20 protein-coding genes are annotated in these 19,444 nt (G+C 51.0%); 4 read left to right on the top strand and 16 right to left on the bottom strand.

The annotated features are described in order from the left end of the window. Window position 1: 1 nt before the first annotated feature. Window positions 2–334 (bottom strand): hypothetical protein, encoded by a 333-nt coding sequence (locus ACYVAM_RS20290; protein WP_461070362.1) that lies wholly within the window; start codon window positions 332–334, stop codon window positions 2–4. 24 nt (window positions 335–358) lie between these two features. On the opposite strand from ACYVAM_RS20290, the gene ACYVAM_RS20285 reads away from it, so the two are divergent. Next, window positions 359–781 (top strand): hypothetical protein, encoded by a 423-nt coding sequence (locus ACYVAM_RS20285; protein WP_461070360.1) that lies wholly within the window; start codon window positions 359–361, stop codon window positions 779–781. A gap of 9 nt (window positions 782–790) precedes the next feature. Here ACYVAM_RS20285 and ACYVAM_RS20280 read toward each other — a convergent pair whose 3' ends face one another. From ACYVAM_RS20280 to ACYVAM_RS20245, 8 genes are all read right to left on the bottom strand, one after another. After that, window positions 791–1,399, bottom strand: coding sequence for a hypothetical protein (locus ACYVAM_RS20280; RefSeq protein WP_461070358.1), 609 nt, complete (start codon window positions 1,397–1,399; stop codon window positions 791–793). 61 nt (window positions 1,400–1,460) lie between these two features. After that, entirely contained in the window at window positions 1,461–1,880 is a 420-nt protein-coding gene (locus ACYVAM_RS20275; protein WP_461070356.1) for an Imm63 family immunity protein, read from the bottom strand. Between the two features lie 71 nt (window positions 1,881–1,951). Continuing rightward, window positions 1,952–2,242 (bottom strand): osmoprotectant transporter permease, encoded by a 291-nt coding sequence (locus ACYVAM_RS20270; protein WP_461070354.1) that lies wholly within the window; start codon window positions 2,240–2,242, stop codon window positions 1,952–1,954. Window positions 2,243–2,269: 27 nt separating this feature from the next. Continuing rightward, window positions 2,270–2,818 (bottom strand): DUF4468 domain-containing protein, encoded by a 549-nt coding sequence (locus ACYVAM_RS20265; protein WP_461070352.1) that lies wholly within the window; start codon window positions 2,816–2,818, stop codon window positions 2,270–2,272. Between the two features lie 546 nt (window positions 2,819–3,364). Then, the gene (locus tag ACYVAM_RS20260; RefSeq protein WP_461070350.1) at window positions 3,365–3,691 is read right to left on the bottom strand and encodes a DUF3817 domain-containing protein; all 327 of its coding nucleotides are present in this window, start codon (window positions 3,689–3,691) and stop codon (window positions 3,365–3,367) included. A gap of 8 nt (window positions 3,692–3,699) precedes the next feature. Beyond that, window positions 3,700–4,164: a hypothetical protein gene (locus ACYVAM_RS20255; RefSeq protein WP_461070348.1), complete on the bottom strand. Its 465-nt coding sequence runs from the start codon at window positions 4,162–4,164 to the stop codon at window positions 3,700–3,702. A 71-nt stretch (window positions 4,165–4,235) separates the two neighbouring features. Further along, window positions 4,236–5,156: a helix-turn-helix domain-containing protein gene (locus ACYVAM_RS20250; RefSeq protein ID WP_461070346.1), complete on the bottom strand. Its 921-nt coding sequence runs from the start codon at window positions 5,154–5,156 to the stop codon at window positions 4,236–4,238. A gap of 102 nt (window positions 5,157–5,258) precedes the next feature. Then, window positions 5,259–5,450: a hypothetical protein gene (locus tag ACYVAM_RS20245; protein WP_461070344.1), complete on the bottom strand. Its 192-nt coding sequence runs from the start codon at window positions 5,448–5,450 to the stop codon at window positions 5,259–5,261. Window positions 5,451–5,797: 347 nt separating this feature from the next. On the opposite strand from ACYVAM_RS20245, the gene ACYVAM_RS20240 reads away from it, so the two are divergent. The 3 genes from ACYVAM_RS20240 to ACYVAM_RS20230 all read left to right on the top strand — a co-directional run bounded on the left by ACYVAM_RS20240 (window position 5,798) and on the right by ACYVAM_RS20230 (window position 10,117). After that, window positions 5,798–6,205 (top strand): PadR family transcriptional regulator, encoded by a 408-nt coding sequence (locus ACYVAM_RS20240; protein ID WP_461070342.1) that lies wholly within the window; start codon window positions 5,798–5,800, stop codon window positions 6,203–6,205. A gap of 36 nt (window positions 6,206–6,241) precedes the next feature. Beyond that, window positions 6,242–8,788 (top strand): PspC domain-containing protein, encoded by a 2,547-nt coding sequence (locus tag ACYVAM_RS20235; protein ID WP_461070340.1) that lies wholly within the window; start codon window positions 6,242–6,244, stop codon window positions 8,786–8,788. Window positions 8,789–8,923: 135 nt separating this feature from the next. After that, the gene (locus ACYVAM_RS20230; RefSeq protein WP_461070338.1) at window positions 8,924–10,117 is read left to right on the top strand and encodes a hypothetical protein; all 1,194 of its coding nucleotides are present in this window, start codon (window positions 8,924–8,926) and stop codon (window positions 10,115–10,117) included. Window positions 10,118–10,210: 93 nt separating this feature from the next. Here the strand turns inward: ACYVAM_RS20230 and ACYVAM_RS20225 are convergent, their stop codons facing one another. The 7 genes from ACYVAM_RS20225 to ACYVAM_RS20195 all read right to left on the bottom strand — a co-directional run bounded on the left by ACYVAM_RS20225 (window position 10,211) and on the right by ACYVAM_RS20195 (window position 19,328). Next, entirely contained in the window at window positions 10,211–11,278 is a 1,068-nt protein-coding gene (locus ACYVAM_RS20225; RefSeq protein ID WP_461070336.1) for an AI-2E family transporter, read from the bottom strand. 191 nt (window positions 11,279–11,469) lie between these two features. Continuing rightward, the gene (locus tag ACYVAM_RS20220; protein ID WP_461070334.1) at window positions 11,470–12,867 is read right to left on the bottom strand and encodes an L-serine ammonia-lyase; all 1,398 of its coding nucleotides are present in this window, start codon (window positions 12,865–12,867) and stop codon (window positions 11,470–11,472) included. A 164-nt stretch (window positions 12,868–13,031) separates the two neighbouring features. Next, complete coding sequence (locus tag ACYVAM_RS20215; protein ID WP_461070332.1) at window positions 13,032–13,787, bottom strand: oxygenase MpaB family protein; 756 nt, start codon at window positions 13,785–13,787, stop codon at window positions 13,032–13,034. A gap of 86 nt (window positions 13,788–13,873) precedes the next feature. Further along, window positions 13,874–14,617, bottom strand: coding sequence for an OmpA family protein (locus ACYVAM_RS20210; RefSeq protein WP_461070330.1), 744 nt, complete (start codon window positions 14,615–14,617; stop codon window positions 13,874–13,876). Between the two features lie 112 nt (window positions 14,618–14,729). Then, window positions 14,730–16,184 (bottom strand): phytoene desaturase family protein, encoded by a 1,455-nt coding sequence (locus ACYVAM_RS20205; protein WP_461070328.1) that lies wholly within the window; start codon window positions 16,182–16,184, stop codon window positions 14,730–14,732. Between the two features lie 78 nt (window positions 16,185–16,262). After that, window positions 16,263–17,969, bottom strand: coding sequence for a hypothetical protein (locus tag ACYVAM_RS20200; protein WP_461070326.1), 1,707 nt, complete (start codon window positions 17,967–17,969; stop codon window positions 16,263–16,265). A gap of 12 nt (window positions 17,970–17,981) precedes the next feature. After that, a complete protein-coding gene (locus tag ACYVAM_RS20195; protein WP_461070324.1) occupies window positions 17,982–19,328 on the bottom strand; it encodes a DoxX family protein in 1,347 nt (448 codons plus the stop codon). Window positions 19,329–19,444 lie beyond the last annotated feature (116 nt).

Here is a 19,444-nt window from a genome sequence, read left to right as displayed (position 1 = left end):
TTTACTTTTTTGCCCGATAAATCGTCATAATATTGTCCTGTTCGATTCCAAAGCTCCCTTCTCCTCCTACCTTGTCGTTTACCACTTGATGGCCGATAAAATTCAGTATAGCTGTTCGTTGCGACAAGGGCGTTTTTGTTTGCGCTTCCCAATACTGTGGTTTCGGGATGCCGATGATGGCTATGGCAGGCTCCAAGGCTAATTCATACCACAAATCGAAACGCGTTTCGGAGCTTGTGTAGTAAATTGTCCCGCTTCGACCGTTGTCGGCGTAGCTTACCTGCGCATTTGTTTGGGCATGCAGATTATCGGTTGACTGTGTAGTTTTTTTCATGATCGTTCATTTATTTGGTTGCTTATGATTGACAGAACAACCGGCTCGATTACCCTTTCGGCCACATGCCAGCTTAAAGCAGGGGACACGTTTAGTGAATTGTTGGCCTTACAATTGGGGGAAAGCCAGGAGGTCGCCGACAGAAACAATGGCTGGAAATGGCTGACCATTAAAAATCTGGAAGTGGCGGGAGATTACGTCATTATCTCGCTCTGCTTTTATGCCGATGCACTCAAGCAGATTGAGTTAATTGTTTCAGAAAATCGATTTGATTTATCGGACGATTGGCATTCCTGGTCGGAGCGAAACGAGCTTGTCATCCTGAAAAAACTCCGTACCTGGCTCAGAAATGAATTGGGACGCGAAGGCAAGTTTGATTGGGGAGAAGTGTGGGCTTCTTACGACCCAAAAGGCGGGAGCAGTTCCATTAGCCTTCGTTACGCATGAGGCAGGCTATTATTCAGTAAGGCGGATCGTTGGCATGGCTAGTTTTGCCACTTCATTGACCAGGAGCGGTTTATCCGCTTTCAGCCTGACCAGAAAAGGGGTAACGTCTTTTCCGTAGGACCGCGTACTGACGGCGAATAAGAGCACACCCGACTGTCCTGCCTTTGTCTTGACCGATTTGAATCGATACACAGTTCGTTCAACCAGGCTATTCTGATCATCGGCCGCCGTCTGTCCGATCAGACAATCAATCATTTTTTCGCCCGTGGCGGCATTGCTCAACAGATTAAAATTAACGCTGGGGTTTGTTGCTTTCAGGGTCTCTAACTGGTGAATCTTTGTCGATACTACCTGATCGACAGTGGAGGCTGTCAGAACGAAGTCAACCATAACCAACGAGTTGAAATTAGGGAAACGATCCCCAGCGGCTATATACTCCTGTTTATAAAGCGACGCATCGGGGTGGGCTGACCAGGCTAACTGATAGACCTTTTTCTGGACCGAAAGCGGCCCCTCGATCCCCAGGAAATTAACGGCACTTTTCTTTGCTTGCCCATAACTCGCTCCTGAAAGCGAGAGCAGCGTAAGGATGGTAATGAGTAATGGATTGGTTGACATAGTGTTATGTTGTTGTGAGTAAGAAGGTTAGCTTTTGAGTGGCTACTGGGCTACATGCCCATTATGTTGCATCAATGATCTCATCGGTAAAGGGATGCTTCGCTAAAATAAGGTTGTGGTTTTTGCGTCCCTTTTCCTGCCAGTCGCTGTTGAGAATTCCTAATAGTTCTTCCTGTTTACTAAACAGGATTCGCCTGAAATCCTGAGTACTAATCCTGTTTTTCAACTCAAAAGAGCAGGCCATGGAAAAGGTCATTGTGTTAAAAACCCAGAACAGGAGATCGTCGAGGACCGTTGTCGTTTGTCGTTCCAGTTCTCGCCCGCGCTCAACCACCACAAAATGAAAACTTCCAGAGTCGTCAAGTTCAATATGCGGCAACGCACCATCCCGCGAACGACCATACGTAGGGTACAGATTTTTGGGTGCCTCTATACGCTCACCCAGGATTTCTACCAGTTCCTCAAGTTCGGCGAGTGTCATGATCTTACTTGTTGATCTTAGTCGTATGTCTGCCAGGTGATCCGGGGCAACGTACTCGGACTCGGCCCTGTTCATTTCCAGCCGCTGGCATTGCCGCCCATCAGCATAAGCCCGATGAACAGGCCGTATAGTATCCCTGGTATTGCTATTAAAGACACCAGGAGTTTAGCGAGAATGGTGTATTGATGCGCAAACAGCCAATAGCCACCCAGTAAGACCGCAGCCATACCGAGAAGTATGATCAGCCAGAGGAAAATGTTATACGAGGATATGGTGCCATCCCCCAGGCCGACGAAAAAGAAGTAAACGAGGGTGGCGGCAACAAGTGCATCGATACCCCAAAAGGTCCAGAATAAGTACATGATGGATAGATTGGACAGTGTTGGCCGTTAAAATGGTTTGTAATTCTTTACACCCTCCTGAAGCGAAGCCAGCTGGTTGCGGAGTTGCCCGTCAAGGGTGGAATAGAGGGCCTGAAGGTCCACTTCGTTTTTCTGGCAGTAGCCCTCGATGGGAATTGATCGGGCTCCGCTTTCCTGCACGTCAAGGTGCGTGATGGTTGCCCGGTATTTGCGGTTTGTGCACTCTATAACAAGGCTGTAATGAACGGTGTAAACGCCACCGGCCGAATTTGCGGAACGGGGCATAACAACCACCTGCGTCATCCGCCCGACCAGATCACCTGTTTCTTTGTCGCTCAGCGAGAACGAATCGCCGGGTGAGTAGCAGGTCTGGGCGGTCCACAGCCGGACCCGCCGGAACAAATCGGCCTGCGAGACGGCACCACAGTCGATCACCTCCGAATAAATTACATTTTGATTTACGACAGGCAGAATGCCGTACAGTTTTCCATTGGTGATACTTGGTGGACAGTCCATGATTCCGTAACCGGTATTGACAAAGCAGGCCATAAACAGGCCAATAAGGAAAAGGCGCATAGGGATGGATATAAACGGTTAGTTTTTTGCCTACTCTGTCTGGATTGAGTAGGCTGCAAAGGTGTGATGGGCGATTCTGCCGATCAAAAATTTTGCTATGAGTGACTACCCTTCTGGTGTCGAATCGTAGAGAATTGGCGATGAGCCGTATCCGGAATTTTCGTATTGGGGAGTTGTTAGGTTGCCAGCCTCCTGGAGTACCTCGTGCGGTCGTGTGTGCCGCGCATAGTCTGCTACAGGTTGACATTTGATCAAGTTAAGAGCAGGATGCAGGCGAAAGACAGTAAGTCTAAACGACCGAGCCACCCCTTGCACAGCAGTTCACCAGGGTTACTTTCTTCCCTGATAAACCGCCGTGCACGGGGTGGCTCGGTCGTTACTTTTTAATTGACTCACTCAATTAACGTGAGTACCAGTTGCCTGAAAGCTAACGTCAACCCTAATCAGGTCGTTATCCACATCATAGTAAGCTCTTTACACAGAAACAGGCTTCATGCATCACCCGGATGATAACCTGCACCCGGCGCAACTTGAACACCCGTATAGTCATTGAGGGGTTGGCCGACCGGGTAAGTGACGAAAAATCTTATGATCTGCATAGAAGGTGCCTCCCGGAATAATGGAAGCCACCAGCGCTAACAATGTTTTCCCCAATGGCCAGTCATATTCTGTCTTCGCCTGAATAACGGTTAATACGTAGAGCAAAAATAGCAAACCATGTATAGGGCCAATGATTTGGACAACTTCCGGGTGACCACCCAGGCGTTTCAGCGGGACACCAATGAATAAAAGCAGTAAGTAAGAAACTCCCTCTGCCAAACCCACAACCCGCAGGCGAATTTTCGGAGAATTAAAAAGCGTATCGGTCATCATGTATAGTGTTAAAACGTTCGTGTCCAGGGGCGTGCGGCTAAGGGGGAAAAGGGCCAGGGTACAGCAATCAGGATGAGGATAAGACCGATGGTGAAATAGATCGCCGTGGTCCTAAATTTCTGCCCGGCGTCGGTTTGCCGCTTCGCTTTGCTTGAGCCAATCGTCAGTATGATTACGGAGGTGAACATTAAGCCAATATGAACCAGCCCAAAGAACGTAAACTCGGGCGCGTCGGTGCCCGCACCAACGTGCCAGTAATAGCTGACAATCGGACTAATGGCGTAAAGATAAAAACCAATCAGGAGTTGTGTATGCGCAATGGAGGTGGCCACAACCCGTAACGTCTGGTCAACAGGTTGGTAGGAGCGGCCCCCTAACCAGCCTGAATAGCCACTGGCCAGTACGGCCAGCAAGCTGCTCAACACGAGCCAGCGAAAGGCATTATGAATAACTAAGATAAACGGATAAAGCATTGATGAATAGCGAGGTTATAGTTTCCGCAAAGTTCATAGTTGCCAAGCATAAGCTGTTAGGTCAGATTCGGCTAAAGTTGGTTTAAATCAATCATTTTTCGAAAGTCAGTCGGACTGACGTGCGTATACTTACGAAACAGTTTCCCAAAACTCGACTGATCGCTAAAGCCCATCTCAAGGGCAATTTGAGCGACAGTCAGGTTTGACTGGAACAGCAGGACTTTCGTTTCCAGAATGATTCGTTCATCGATCCAGACCGATGGCGACCGGCCGGTCTGGGCTTTAACGACTTTATTTAAGTGGTTAGGGCTAATATTCAGTTGATCGGCATACTGGCTGACCAGCCGCTTTTGGCGAACGTTTTCGGTAAGTAAGTCCATGAACCGTTGGACCAGGTGGTCTCCGGCATCAATTTTAGATGAGGTTTTGCTGGTATAGACCCGGTTGATTTCGTTGAGCAACGCGGCTAAATAAGGCCGAATCAGGTCTGTTTTGTCGGCCCCATTTTCAGTATAGTCAATCGTTAGCCGGTCAAGTATGTGGGCAACGAAACGTGTTTGTCGTGTCGACAGCGGGATAAGTGGCTGGCTGGTTAGTTTCAGAAAGTCGAAATCAGCATCACTCGTTGCGTTGAGCACCAACTCATTGCTAAAGAAACACATAAATCCCTGGGCATCTTCCGGAATATCAATGAGCGAAAAAATCTGCATGGCGGGCACTATCAGTACATCCTGCGCCGTCAGTGTATAGGCATGTTGTCCGACCGTTGCCGTTAGCTGGCCCGTGGTCACCAATAGCAGCGCATGATTACTTGTCCGGGAAGGAGGGAGGGGGAGCTTAATGACGGGTCGGCTGTATTCGAGCGAGGTGATAATAAACTGATTAAAGTTAGGCTTAAACCGACTGGTCCATGATTCGTCCTGTATCAGGAAACGGTCGCGGGCCATGGCCGGACTAATGGCCGGGAATGAGCTATCGGGAAGAAAACGCATGGGAGTAGCTGTTAACGATGCGCCAAGATAGACGCTGGGTGCCTTAAACCCCAATTCCGGCCAAACGACGCAGGCCGGTCAATCACCATTGCCAATGGCAAATCAGTCGGGCCATTTTTCCAGGCCAGCCGCAATCCGCAGGGCCCGCTGGACATCTTCCCAGTAATAGCCACTGTCATAACCGGTGGATAGCCTGTCGCAGATGCTAAGAAAATCAGTCGCTGCTTCCACCTGTAGTTTCAGGGCGATCAGTGGATCGGGCTGCTGAGGTTGTTGATCAGACAGTGCTTCCATGGTTGCTTCGTCAAGATGTATAAGGCACGAAAAAAGCCTCACCAGTGAAAAGGGGAGGCCTGACAAGAAACGTAACAGCTATAAAACGCCGATTTTAGTGGTTTATTGTGTACTCTGCAACAGGGGCCGCTTAATTTGGCAAAGTTTTAAGATTGTCTGCGTGCTCACCTGGCATCTCTTGTTTGTGTGGCCCCAGTAGCCTGCTGGCAACTCCAGTAGTACACGACCACTCATCCCCATTTTTTGCCATTAATACCGAAATTGGAATAAAAAATATAAGGTACCTTGCATCGCATAGTACCTTATTGTACCTTTGATACAAGAAATTAACGAAATCAAATACACCAATGAATATAGAAAATGCTCAGGTGCAAATGCGGAAGGGAATTCTGGAGTTCTGCATTTTGCACATCATATCGAGAGGTGAAATATATGCCTCCGATATGCTCGACGAGCTGACTTCCGCCAGAATCATGGTTGTAGAGGGTACGCTGTACCCCCTGTTAACCCGCTTGAAGAATGCCGGTCTGCTCGATTACAAATGGGTAGAATCAACGTCGGGGCCACCACGCAAATATTATATTCTGACCGATCTGGGCCGAAATTCACTGGAAGCCCTCAACGACACCTGGCAGGAGCTTGCCGAATCTGTTAATGCGATCATTGGAAAAGTCGATCTTCATAAAAAGATTACGAACGGTGCTGTTACCGTTTCGCCCTCACCCGATCCAACCGTTCCTCCAGCCAACGCTTAACCTATTCCCTTCATAAAACCGAAACATCGGACTGCAATGAAAAAGACCATCAGTATTAATATTAGTGGCGTCATCTTCCACATCGAAGAGGATGGCTACGACAAATTGAAAAATTACCTGTCTACGGTTCAGCAGTATTTCTCGACCTACGAAGACAGCCAGGAGATTGTAACGGATATTGAAAACCGGATTGCCGAAAAGCTGTTGGCTAAGCTGAAAGCGGCCGACAAGCAGGTCGTGTCGCTTGAGGATGTGAATGAGCTCGTTGCCGCTATGGGTACCGTTGCTGATTTCGAAGCCGTAGAAGAAGAAGAAGTGCTGGTTACCAACGGTGGTCGCCATTCGGCAACATCGGCTGGCAGCGCTCAGGCAAAAGGCAATCAGGCAAGTGGCGCAACGACAACGACGTTTGCCCCACAGCCCAACCCCGGGGTGTCGCACGAACCCCGTCGGCTGGTGCGTGACCTGCGCCGGAAAACACTGGGTGGCGTTTGCGCCGGACTGGCTCACTATTTCAACATGGACGTGGTATGGGTACGGCTCATTTTCGTTGCGCTGTTCATTGGTCTACCAGCCCTGAGTGGCGCTTCCAACGGACCCGGTGAGTTTTTCGGTGGCCTGAGTGGGTTTACCTTCATCGTCTACATTGCCATGTGGATTGCCCTGCCGGGCGTGGTGACGATTGAAGACGATAAAACGGTCAAGAAGTTTTTCCGTAACCCCGAAGATAAAGTGCTTGGGGGCGTTGCTTCCGGGATTGCCGCCTACTTTGGCATCGACACGGGTATTGTTCGGTTATTGTTTGTGCTGGGTATTGTGTTCTTTGGAGTAGGTTTCCTACTGTATCTGGTTCTCTGGATGATTGCGCCGACGGCCAAAACGCTGACCGAAAAGATGGAAATGCAGGGCCAGCCTATCACCTTGTCCAACATTGAGAACAGCATCAAACAAAACCTGAATATCAACGAAACGACAACCAACGAAAGTGCCCTGACACGGATTCTGCTGTTCCCTTTCCGCGCTATTGCCACCATTCTTGGTGGACTTGGGCGGGCGTTGGGGCCTCTCTTAAATGGTGTTGTATCGCTGATCCGGGTTTTTGCCGGGGTAATTATGCTTCTGATGGCCTTTGCCTTCATGATCGCCTGTCTTGCCTTTATTGGAGCGGCTATCGGTATCTGGTCAAGCACGACTATTGGACCCGGCGGGTTTCCTTCCGACTTGATTCGGGCCGACGTAACCGCTCCGATGATTCTGTCTGGTATTGTGGTGGGTCTTATTCCTGCCTTCGCGCTGGCCGTGCTGGGTATCATGCTGATTACTACGCGGTCGGTCATCACCACGCGTACAGCCCTCACGCTGGGCGGTATCTGGCTGGTGGGCCTGGTTGTTTTTGGCGGAACGGTAACGCCATTGATCAGCAGCTTTCAGCGTCGGGGTACGGTCGAAGAAACCAAAGTTCTAAACGTTCCGGCGGCCATCCCACTGTTCGCGCTGAATGATGTCGACGATGACAGCGACAACTGGAACACGCGTCCATCAATTGATTTGAAAGGATACGAAGGCACGACGCTGAGCCTTGTCCAATCCTTCCGGGCGCAGGGGCGCACTCGTGCCGAAGCTCAGGCCAACGCCAAGCAGGTTCGTTATGTCTATGCCATTAAAGACTCGGTTGTCCGATTCGATAACTCGATGGAGTTATTGCCTAAAGCGCGTTTCCGGGCGCAGGATCTGGATATGGACTTGATGATTCCCTATGAAAAGCCGTTTCGAATGACTGAAGATTTCGCCCGGTATATCCGCAACGAGTTTGGCGAACGTGAACTGGAGCGGATGTCAGCCAGCATCTGGAAATTTACCAAGGAAAATGGCCTCGTCTGTATCAACTACCCACGTGAAAAAGACCATAACCGCAACGATGAAGATAACGACGTTACAGATCTGACCGACGATGTGCAAAGTGCCGTCGCCAGTGAGCTGGGTGATGATTTTGACCGCATCGGCGACCACACACGCCAGTTCAACGTGACGGCCTTCTCGAAGGTAGATGTAGCCGGTGCTTTTGTTGTCCGGTTCCGCAAAGGGGACACCTATAAAGTTATTGCCGACGGTCGCGAGGATGATATGAGCGACATGGACGTTCGGGTGAATGGAAGCACGCTGGAAGTCAAAATCGATCGGAAAGGAGGTCTGTTCGACTGGAACAACCGCAAACGGGTCGGGCTGACCATTACCGTACCAAACATCGACGAACTGAAACTGTCGGGCGCTTCCAAAGCGAGCCTGGTTGGTTTTGGTAATTACAAAAACCTGGACATCGACATGAGCGGTGCCTGCCGGACTGTCTTCGACGGAACGGTAGAAAAACTAACCATTCAACTGTCGGGAGCATCCAATGCCGTGCTGCGGGGACATGTCGATCAACTGGAAGCTGATTTGAGCGGAGCCAGTAAAATCGAGGCAACCGGTCTGAACGTCGACAAAGCATCGGTGGATGCCAGCGGAGCCAGCCACGCGACACTCGGTCATGTGGGTTCACTGGATTCTGAAACGTCGGGTGCCAGTAAAGTGACGCGTCAATAAAGAGTAACCTATAGTGAAAATGGCTGTGGAATTGGCCGGGTTTTGTCTGAACGTGTCAGGCATCGCAACCCCCGATCCGCAGCCATTTTTTATGAAAACAGTTTCCATAAATGGGCCTGTCGCCCACCTGACCGCATGTCTCGAATCAATTACTTTATCCTGTTCATCACCTTTCTCTTCACCCTTTCTCGCGGATTTGCCCAACAACCCGACACGCTATGGGCGCGTCTGTTAAAGGAAAATACATTGTTGTTACAACCTGCTTCTACCGGTTTTACGGGCAAAGGGTGGGAGTTGATTCAGGCCGGTGTTAAGGACAACCCGTATGTATTGATCGGGGAGGATCATTTCATGGCGGAGATTCCTTACTTCACCGAGCAGGTATTGAAAACCGCTTCGTTCAACACCTTTGCGCTGGAGATAGACCCTTACATGGCACGGCAACTGAACCAGCAACTTACCAGGGCGGATACGGCTTCGCTGATGAAATGGGCCGTACAGGCTGGCCCTGCACTCTCATTTTACAGCCTGCAGGAAGAGTTTCACATGCTTCGGGAAGCAAGCCGCCTGCATACCTCTCTGATCGGGCTGGACCAGATAATGATGATGTCTGATCAGTTACTTTACGATGAACTGGCGCACAAAGCCGCTCGTTCCGGCACGCGCCAGCGTTATGCCGCGATGGCCGAACAGGCTACCATCTCGGCAACGAAAGCGACACTGGACCTGAATCACCCCATGTATATGCAGAGTGCCGCCTTCGACGAGAATGTGACGGCTCTAAAAAAAGAGCCGATGACCGCTTATGAGAAGGAAATACTGGATGCCATTCAACTGTCGGCCCGTATTTACAAGACGCAGAGCCATGCCCTGCGTGTGCAACTCATGAAGCACCAACTGATGACGGCTTATGAGCCAGCTATAAAAAACAAGAAGGTACTCGTCAAGATGGGAGCTATGCATTGCGCCCGTGGGGAAAGCTATCTCACCGTTTACGACTGCGGAAACCTGCTCAGCAACCTGGCCGAAAGTGAGTACAAAAGTTCGTACCACATTGCCATTTTCGGGAAAAACGGGATTCAGGGCAGTCCATTCAAGGCCTTGCCTGCCCAAAAATTAGACCCTGACAATGGGGATTTAAAGTTCGTGAAGCCATTTTTTGACGCTACGTCCACCGAGAGTTGGGTTGTTTTTAACCTGTTGCCCATCCGGAAAGCGTTACAGCGACAAAAGCTCAAAATAGACGATGCCGATCTGCGCAGGACAATTCTGGGTTACGATGCCCTGGTGATTTTTCCAACCGCGCATCCATCGCACAGCTTGAATTGATGACGTTCGACTACATCACGCTTTCGTGAACCGTGAATTTTTTCAAACCACATCGGACCGCCGATGTGGTTCATCCCTTTTTAGCGCTCCTCTTTATTTCTTCAACTCGGCTTCTTTTTCTACCTGCTCCTGGGCTACGGCTACTTCTTTTTCCTGTTTCTTATTTTCCCGTTCGAATACCTGAATGAGAACAATGAAATAGGAAAGAAGCAAGGGGCCGACGACCAGCCCCAGAATGCCGAAAATGGGAACGCCCAGTACAATACCCGCTAAGGTCACCAGCGGGTGAATGTCACCCATGCGTTTGGCCAGCATGATCCGAAGCAGGTTGTCGATATTGATAATAACGACAACGCCCACCACCAAGATACCAATACCCTGACTCGTGTTGCCCTGCGATAGTTGAATCAGGCCGGCTGGTCCCCAAACCAGTGGCGTTCCCAATACGGGAATAAAAGCCATAAAAAAGGCCACTGTCCCCCAGAATAGCGCATCGGGAACGCCAAATATCCAGAGCGTGGCCCCGGTTAACACTCCCTGTACCAGGCTAACCAACGCCTGACCAAGCACATTGGCATTTACATTGTTTTTGAGGGATTCACCGAGTTCTTTCTGCGTATCGTGTTTGAAGGGAAGGTATTTCTTAAGCCCTTTCTGAAAAGCTTCCTGCTGCACAAACATAAAGTACATGGTGAAAAACATCAGGCCCAGGATGACGATAAAATCCAGCGCGCCACCGGCCAGCGAAGGCAGTAGCCGACTGGCATACGTACCGCCCTGCCGAAGAACAGCCTGGATATTCTGCTGGCTGGTAATCTGATAACCGGTTAACTCTTCGGCTTTCTTGGCCAGATTCAGGATGTCTTCCGTATGCTGAGAATAGTACTGGATGCGATCGATCAACAGCAAGCTCAGTGTGAGAAAAGGCATGATGATGACAACGACAGAGAAGATAATCAGGAGTGTCGTGACCAGCGATCGATTCCAGTGCCGTTTAATGGCCAGGGCTGTAAACCAGGGCCGGAAAACCACATAAAGAATGCCGGCTCCCAGAAAAGCCGATACATAACCACTTAAGCCATATATAATGAAGCCTGCGATAATGATCAGGCTGGTGATGAGCAAAATACGTTGTTGCTGGGGTGTATAAATAGTATTCATAGGTTTGCGTAATGCCGCATTAATAAGCGTATTTATTAAAAAAGTATTAAATAGGGGCAATTGTTTAGCCCAATGCCTGGGCGGCCCTAAAAGAAAGCGAGGGTAAAAAAGAGTAAGGCTTATCGTCGTCTCTTTTTTACCCTCGCTTTTTATGCGTCTTATGTCTGCAAGAACATAAGGAGTAGAACTACTTAGCACTCGGTTGCACTCAGCGCCAACCCGGCCTCCGATGTTTCTTTGTATTTGGTCGACATATCGCGGCCGGTGGCTTTCATTACCTTGATCACCGCATCGAGTGAAATTTTCTGAAACGAAGCCGCTCCTGATGTCGCCAGTAAATAAGCATTGTAAGCCTTCACGGCTCCCATGGCGTTGCGCTCGATGCACGGAATCTGTACATATCCGCCAATGGGGTCGCAGGTCATGCCCAGGTGGTGCTCAATGCCGATTTCGGCAGCGGCTTCAATTGGACCAATGTCGCTGACAGACTGGGTGCAACGCGTCAGGAAAGCTGCTCCCATAGCAGAAGCCGAACCAATCTCGCCCATGCAGCCCATTTCGGCTCCCGAAATACTGGCGTTATGCTTGATCAGAAAGCCGATCACGGCTGCGGCCAGCATGCCCGCCCGCATCGTTGCCCGATTATAATGAAAATGATGCTTGGCCAGATAAGTCAGGCCTGGAATCACGCCCGATGCACCCGAGGTTGGGGCCGTCACAACAATACCGCCCGCTGCGTTTTCTTCCGAAGCGGCCAGGCAATACGCGTTTAAAAAAATGAGAAAGCTGTCCGAGCGGAGGGCTGCCCCCGGCTGGCTCATGCTTTTCGCCTGCTGAAATAAAATAGGCGCTTTGCGACTCAGCCTGATGTTGCCCGGCAATACGCCTTTGTGCTTGAGGCCACGTTGAACGGCTTTATGCATAAAACCCAGGATCTGGTCAATACGCTGGTTCACGTCTGCGCGGCTACGGTTTGTCAACGCCATCTCATTCGCCATTAATAGCTCATCCAGCGAAATGGAATGGGTTTTCAGGTGGTCTTTCAGCTCGGTCATTGTGCTGTACGGGTAGGGCAGACTGTGGAGGCTGGTGCTGGCTTCCGGCTCCCCCTTGCGACTGATAAAGCCGCCCCCGATCGAGTAATATTCTTCTTCGGCCAGCACCTGATCGTCCAATGTTAGTTTGAGCACCATTGTGTTGGCATGGGGCGAGTCATACCGTTTTCGTTCGAAATGTATCTGTGATGCGCCAACATCAATCGTTCGGTCGCCCACCAAAATGGGGTATAAAACCTCCGGATCACGCAAGAGCTTCAGCATAGCAGCAGGATCCGTTGTTTCGGGTTGCCAGCCCAGTAAACCAGCCACCACAGCGCGGTCGGTGCCGTGTCCTTTACCCGTTGCACTCAACGAACCATAGAGATACACATGAATAGCGTCGGCCCGTTGCTGTGTATCCGTAGGCAATTGAGCCATTCGTTGTCGGAAATCAAAGGCCGCCTTCATAGGACCAATCGTATGCGAACTCGACGGGCCTGGTCCGACCTTGAACAGGTCGAAGACAGAGGTGGTAATGGGCGATGTAGTCATGTTGATGAAGTTGATGGCGCCGGTGGTGTCTACTATTTTTTTCGGCCTCTGTCCAGGTATTAATTACGGTTTGTCAATACCGGCCAGAGGCCGGAAAATAGTAGACACCAGGCTGGAGCCTGGCGCCATCATTTGGTGAACACCGTAAACCTACTATGGTTAACTCAACGGTCCAAACCTCTGATTTGATGGAGGTATTCTGTGGGCAGGAGCACACGTTGCACGACGGAGCGAAGACCAAGCATATTCAGGATTTTATATAAGCCAATTGTATGCGCCAGAAATGGTTTTTCGGGTAAGTTCAGTCGCTGGCTAACTTGCCTGGGAACCAGAACGGCCTGCGCCTGCCGGAGCAGATCATACCGCCAGTTTCCCAATTGTTCGCGGTACCGCTGAAAAAGCTTATCGGTAAATTCACTCCGCACTAAGTCGCGGTTCAGATGGGTTTCCCGGTCAATTTGCCAGTCAGTGTAATTCGTTGGCAGATCGGGAACATGCATGCCCGCACCCACTTCCCGAAAGGTAGAAAATACGTCTTCCCGCTCGGCGTCAGTCAGGGGCCGGTGAAGGGTTTCGAAAGCTCGTATGGAGTAGTCGATGAGCATATACAAGACATCGCGGTAGGCCCAGTCGGGAATCTGATAGCCTCGCTTCTGTTCAACGCCCCCATGAATGGCACTCATCCGGGCAATGGCCTGCCGGGCTTTTTCGTCGGTCGAAAAGACGATATCCTGCGCATAGCGAACCGTCGAGAAGAGCCGGGCTATGGGATCTGCCGGGAGTTTGCCCGTAAAAAACAACCAGTCTACCGCCCGATTTAGGGCAAATTCGGCGGCTGAACCCGCAAATACGAGAAGAATGACATCGGCATCGCCCCATATCTGACGCGTAACGGAGCCGGGTTTAACAAAAAAACTCATTGATGAACAGTCTCGGTGGTCATTTGTGATCAGATCGTTCGTTGGTGGTACCTATTCGCGAATAGGCTGACGAAACAAACCAATCCCTACAATGACAAGACAACAAATTCAACGCGTCGGTTCTTTCGTTTGTTATCTTCTGTATCGTTAGGCGCGGCCGGTTTGCTACTGCCATAACCTGCATGGCGCAGTCGACTTTCCGGAATACCCTTACTGACAAGGTAGTTGGTAATAATGCGGGCCCGATTTTCGGATAGTGCCTGATTGAGCCGTCGGTCGCCTACATTATCGGTATGCCCGGCAATTTCAATGACCAGTTTTGGCGTGGTGATCAGGGTTTTGACCAGTTTGTTCAGCTGCGGGTAGGATTCTGGCCGGAGCACATAACTGCTTTGGTCGAAATAGACGTTGTCTAGCCGGAATGCCTGATTGACTGCCAGGTTTCGAAACACGCTGTCAACCTTAGGGTCTTCTTTTTCAAGCCGGATTACATATCCATAATCAGCGCAGGTATCGCATGAAACAACCATCAATTCTTCGGATTCGTAGTAGCCCGGTGCACTGGCAATGACATTCAACGTATCTGTGCGTGTTAAAACGAAATCAAAGGGTTTGTTCAGCTCGCTTTTTCCGACGAATTTTTTCTTTGCCTGTAACGCCTGAATGGTAAATTGTGCGGACAATTGGGCCGATGTTTTGTCGTCGACCGCGGAAATACTGAACAATGTTTTCTGCGTTTTAGCCGGTTGGGGGACAAGGGATACTTTTGCCTGACCGCAAGCATAATGCAGACTCAATAGAAGGAAATATAGGGTGAATAGGGTGCGCATTTTAGGAGACTAAGTGGGGTAAGAACCCTCACTGCAAAAAAAATGCCGGATATGTTGAGTTCCCTACACTGGCTGATGAGCCAATTACCAGATCGGCAACGTTACCGACTTTTTAGGTTGTCGCCAGGGTTATTGGAACGGGTAATCCAAATCCTTCGCGCAGGGCTACCCTGGCCGCATGATAACCGCACATGCCATGCACGCCACCACCGGGCGGGGTAGAGGAGGAGCAGATAAACAGGCCTGGTGCCGATGTTTTGTAGGGCGAGAAGCTAACGACAGGACGCGTATACAACTGCCCAATGTCAATGATCCCACCGTTGATGTCGCCCCCGATGTAGTTGGGATTGTACGTTTCCATTTGCGCGGTGTTCATCGTATGCCGGTCCAGAATTCGGTCCCGGAAACCGGGGGCGAACCGTTCAACCTGTTGCTCGATAATCTGGGTCCTGTCTACCGTTGAGCCGTTTGGTACGTGGCAATACGCCCAGGCTGTCTGTTTGCCGTCGGGGCTACGGCTGGGGTCGAAGAGGCTTTGTTGCGCCAGCAAAATATAAGGTTTGTCGGGGTGTTTACCCGATGACGTGGCCTGTTCCGCGTCAGCGATCTCCTCGAATGTACCGCCAATATGAATTGTGCCTGCCTGCTGGCATTCAGGCGCCGTGAATGGAATGGGGCCGTCCAGCGCCCAGTCTATTTTAAAGACACCCATGCCATACCGGTAGTGTTCCAACTGGTTGCGGTAAATGGATGAAAAACGTTCGCCAGCGATGCTAAGCAGTTGCCGGGGCGTCACATCGAACAGGACAACCCGCGTGGCAGGAATATCCTTCAGCGAGCGGACTAATCGGCCCGTTTCTATTTTTCCGCCGAGGGATCGAAAATAAGATGCCAACGCATTGGCTATGGTTTGAGATCCACCTTTGGGCATAGGCCAGTCGTAGAGGTGTCCCGCAGTCATGAGCACCAGCGCAATCGCCGAGGTGGTCAGGTTGCTCAAGGGCTGAATGGCATGCGCGGCCATGCCCCCGAAAAGCCCACGTGCTTCTTTCGTTTTGAACCGTTTGACCAGTTGCGTAACGGGCAAAAGGGCATCCAGGCCAAAACTGGCCATGTTGATGGGGTGTTTAGGAAAGCGTAGTGGACCCAGAATATCGGGGGCCATGGCCGGCCAGTCACGAACGATCGGCTCCATCAGGTTCTGGTACGTCTGTGCATCGACTCCGAGTGATTGAGCCGTCTCGACCAGCGATCGCCTGAGGGCAGCGGCTGTACCATTATCGAACGGATGAGCCGCTGCAATGGGTGGGCTGATGAATTCCAGGCCATGTTCCGCAAGGGGCAAGGCCCGGAAAAAAGGGGAACCAACGGCCAGCGGATGAATAGCCGAACAAATGTCGTGCACAAAGCCGGGTTGGGTTAACTCAGCCGAGCGAAGCCCCCCGCCAATGGTATCTTTTGCTTCCAGCACCACGACCGACAGGCCAGCACGTTGCAGGGTGATTGCCGCACTCAGTCCGTTAGGGCCCGAGCCGACAACCACGGCATCAAATTCAGGTTTAGCCATGTAGCAGATTTAGGAATCAAGAGTATAACAGCCGTTGCCCGCTTAACTGTTCCGACGCAGGCGTGATCTATTTTTTGCCTAATATTCACCCGCGTTCAGGGTGCTTTTCGACAGGGCATACTTGCGATCTATCCGGTCCAGCACGACATAAATGGCTTCTTTGTTTTCATTGAGGCCCGTCAGCACCACGTGTGATCCATCGGTTGTCTGATAGTTGAGAATCATGCGTTTACGGGTTCCGTCCTCCTGCCGGGCTTCAGATTTTAGGCCTTTGGTACGTCGGGTACTGCGGGCAATGGCCGCAATTTTTGGATCTTCCGGGCCAATATTGGCCAGCGCCGAAGCCGGAATCCAAGGCTCGTTAGCGTTGGTCCGTTTACTTTTTATGGTTGATGATTTTTTCGAGGCTCCTTCTTCACCCTCTGCGCCTTCTCCCCGCCGACCGGTGGCGGGTCGGTATTTGTCCTGTAAATACAGGACATGATTGACCGGATCTGCATCATAATAAAATACCCGCTGACCGCCGGCCACGCCCGTTAATTCGAATGTTCGATTGATGTCGCGCATGGGAGAGCCGCCCCCGTTGGAGAGGTCGAGCGGGACGGCCCGGTTTACTTTGAACGTAAGTGTCGACCAGTTTTCGAAGGTCGCTTCCTGCCACCGAACGGAGTCTGCCGGCGAGTATGGGATTTCCTGATTGTTGATCCTGAATTCAGTTACGGCGTAATTGCCCCGAAGCTCCCGAACGCCCTTCTGAGCGGGTTGTTTATAGGGATCATACCGGAAGTTAACGTACTGAATCCAGAAGAGGAGAACGAGGAAAATGCCAATGGTTGCGGTTTTCAACCCGATGCGGGCCCCCTGCTGCCAACCTGTAAATGAAGGGTAATAATGAACCGGAGTCGTGAGTTGTTCGCGAATCAGCAGGGTGTATAGATCCCGGATGTAATACACCAGCAGGAAACCCGACAGGACCACAAAATAGGAGCTGTATCCATGCACGCCCCCATCATAGGCCAGGTTGACGTAGACGATATCGGCCAGAGCACCAAACAACAGGACGGCGCCCCAGAAGGTGCTTGCCCGAAAGAATAAAAACGCACCGGCCAGTACTTCCACGACGCCTGTAAATACTTCGTACCAAGGCACAATGCCGATGGATAGCCAGTAAATCTTCTGGGCCGTAAGATCACCAAAATTGGTATTCAGCAAGCCGAGCGACGGGTAAGGCAACTGCGTGGGCAGCAGTTTGGTGAAGCCAAAACCAATGATGCCAATGCCTGCCCGGTAGCGCACCACCACCCGAAGCCAGTAATAGAGCCAGTTATAGTCGCGCGGATCTGTCCGCCGAAAGGCCACTACGGCAGTCCAGATCAGGCCTGCCACCACGGAAGCAAGGAGGATGAAGACCCACTCCCCATAGCCCATCCAGGCGGGCCACCAGCTTACCCGCCCCAGTAGGTTTGGCTGAAAACGGGCTACGTCATACAGGTCGCGGTAGTGCAGGTGCAGCCAGTCGAGCGAGGCTACATTTTTATACCAGCTCGCATTGGTCGGTATGGACATGACAAGGAAGAAAACAAACGCAATGCGAAAGGCAATCTTCTGACTTCGTGTCCAGGCCGGATAGCGGCTTTCTTGCTTATCGTTCAGGGGCGGCCGTTTATCTGAAAACGACTGGCCAGGGTCTACCGTCTTCTTATCTGCACGTTGGGGGGCGGTTAGTTCTTCGGGCGAAAGCAGGCCGAGGTCCAACCGGTCGGGATTGCTATTTGGGAGTGCCATTGGTTTGCGTAATTAGAGGGTAAGGGTGCCCCGCCGACCGGCTTTGGCAGCCTCGTTCAGCAGGTACTTTTTGTTGAGCTTGTTCAGGACTACGTACACCGAATCACGACGTTCATTGAGTCCCGATAAGACAAGTTGATTGAGCGACTGCTGATAGCGGAGCTTCAGCGTTTGATTCGGGTAATTCGGGTTGCGATTGGTAAGCGTCAGTACGTGTTGAGTGGAATCGATCTGGTAGCGGTAATAGTGGCGTCCCGTTGTGCCCGCCTGTTCGTAGGTTCGATTGGCGTCATCGACCTGAATCTGCTCCGTATTTGAGCGATCTGGAACAACCGGCCGGTTCGATTTGATACTGATCGTGTTCCAGGTTTCGAATACGACATCCTGCCAGCGCACCGAATCGGTTCTGGAATAGGGGAGGGTTTCGCCAGCTAGTTTAAAGGTCTGTACGTCATACACGCCCGCTGCTCCGGCTAGCCCCGGCGTTTGGGGGAATTGATACGGGCCCGTTTTATACGCTGCGTAGGTCTTGTAGCCGTAGAGGAATACGGCAAAAAAGACAAAACTACTCTTAAGAACCAGCCGGCCATAGCGTTGCCAGGTTTCGGCAAAAACGGGTTTATAGTGGTTGGGCAGGGCGGGTTTTCCAAGTGAAACCAGCCGAAACAAACGGATCGCGTCGAAGGAAAACAGCAGCAATGCAAACGTAATGAGTAGTAAACTATACACGTATTCGCCCCCTTCATAGGCCAGATTGGACACGAAAACGTTGCCCAGAAACGGAAGGATAATCAGCGTACCAACAACGGTTGTCCTGCGGTTGAGCAGTAGAATTGCGCCCAGAATTTCGACCAGGCCCAGGAAGGATTCATACGAAGGCGTAATGCCCAGACTAAGCGAAAAAAGTTTCCAGGCCGTAAATTCCCCATAAGGCGTGTTGAGGTTGCTCAGGGATGGAAGGGGCGCCTGCATGGGAAAGAGTTTGATGAACCCATAGGCGAGGATAGCCACCGCCAGCCGATACCGGACAATGACCCGCAGCCAATAATACAGTTGGTCGTAAGCAATTTGTTTCTGATCGCGAAGAGTCCAGATTACCGCGCCCACCAGCGCGATCGAGGCCACAACGATCCAATTGATAAACGTGTCAGTCGGACCGAAAAAATGGGGAGCGTAGCGCGCCAGATTGAATAGGTCGCGGTAGTAGTAAGCACCCCAATCGATTGACAACAGGTTTCGGTAAAATCGCCAGTCGAGGGGAATGGCCTGAAGCAGGAAATAGATAAAGGCAAAACGGAAGAGTGCCTTTTGCGGTTGGGTCCACGCTGGCTCGGATGGGGTATGGCTGGTATTGGGCATAGGTCAATTGGTAATATATTCTATAGGATATATAGATTATTTGGGTGGTAAACAGATTGATCAATTTGCCGAGTTAATGCTGTGCTGTTTTGGTGATATCAGTTTCTAAAAACTGA

The organism is Spirosoma horti, from assembly GCF_054776595.1.
This window is presented reverse-complemented; position numbering and strand designations above follow the sequence as displayed.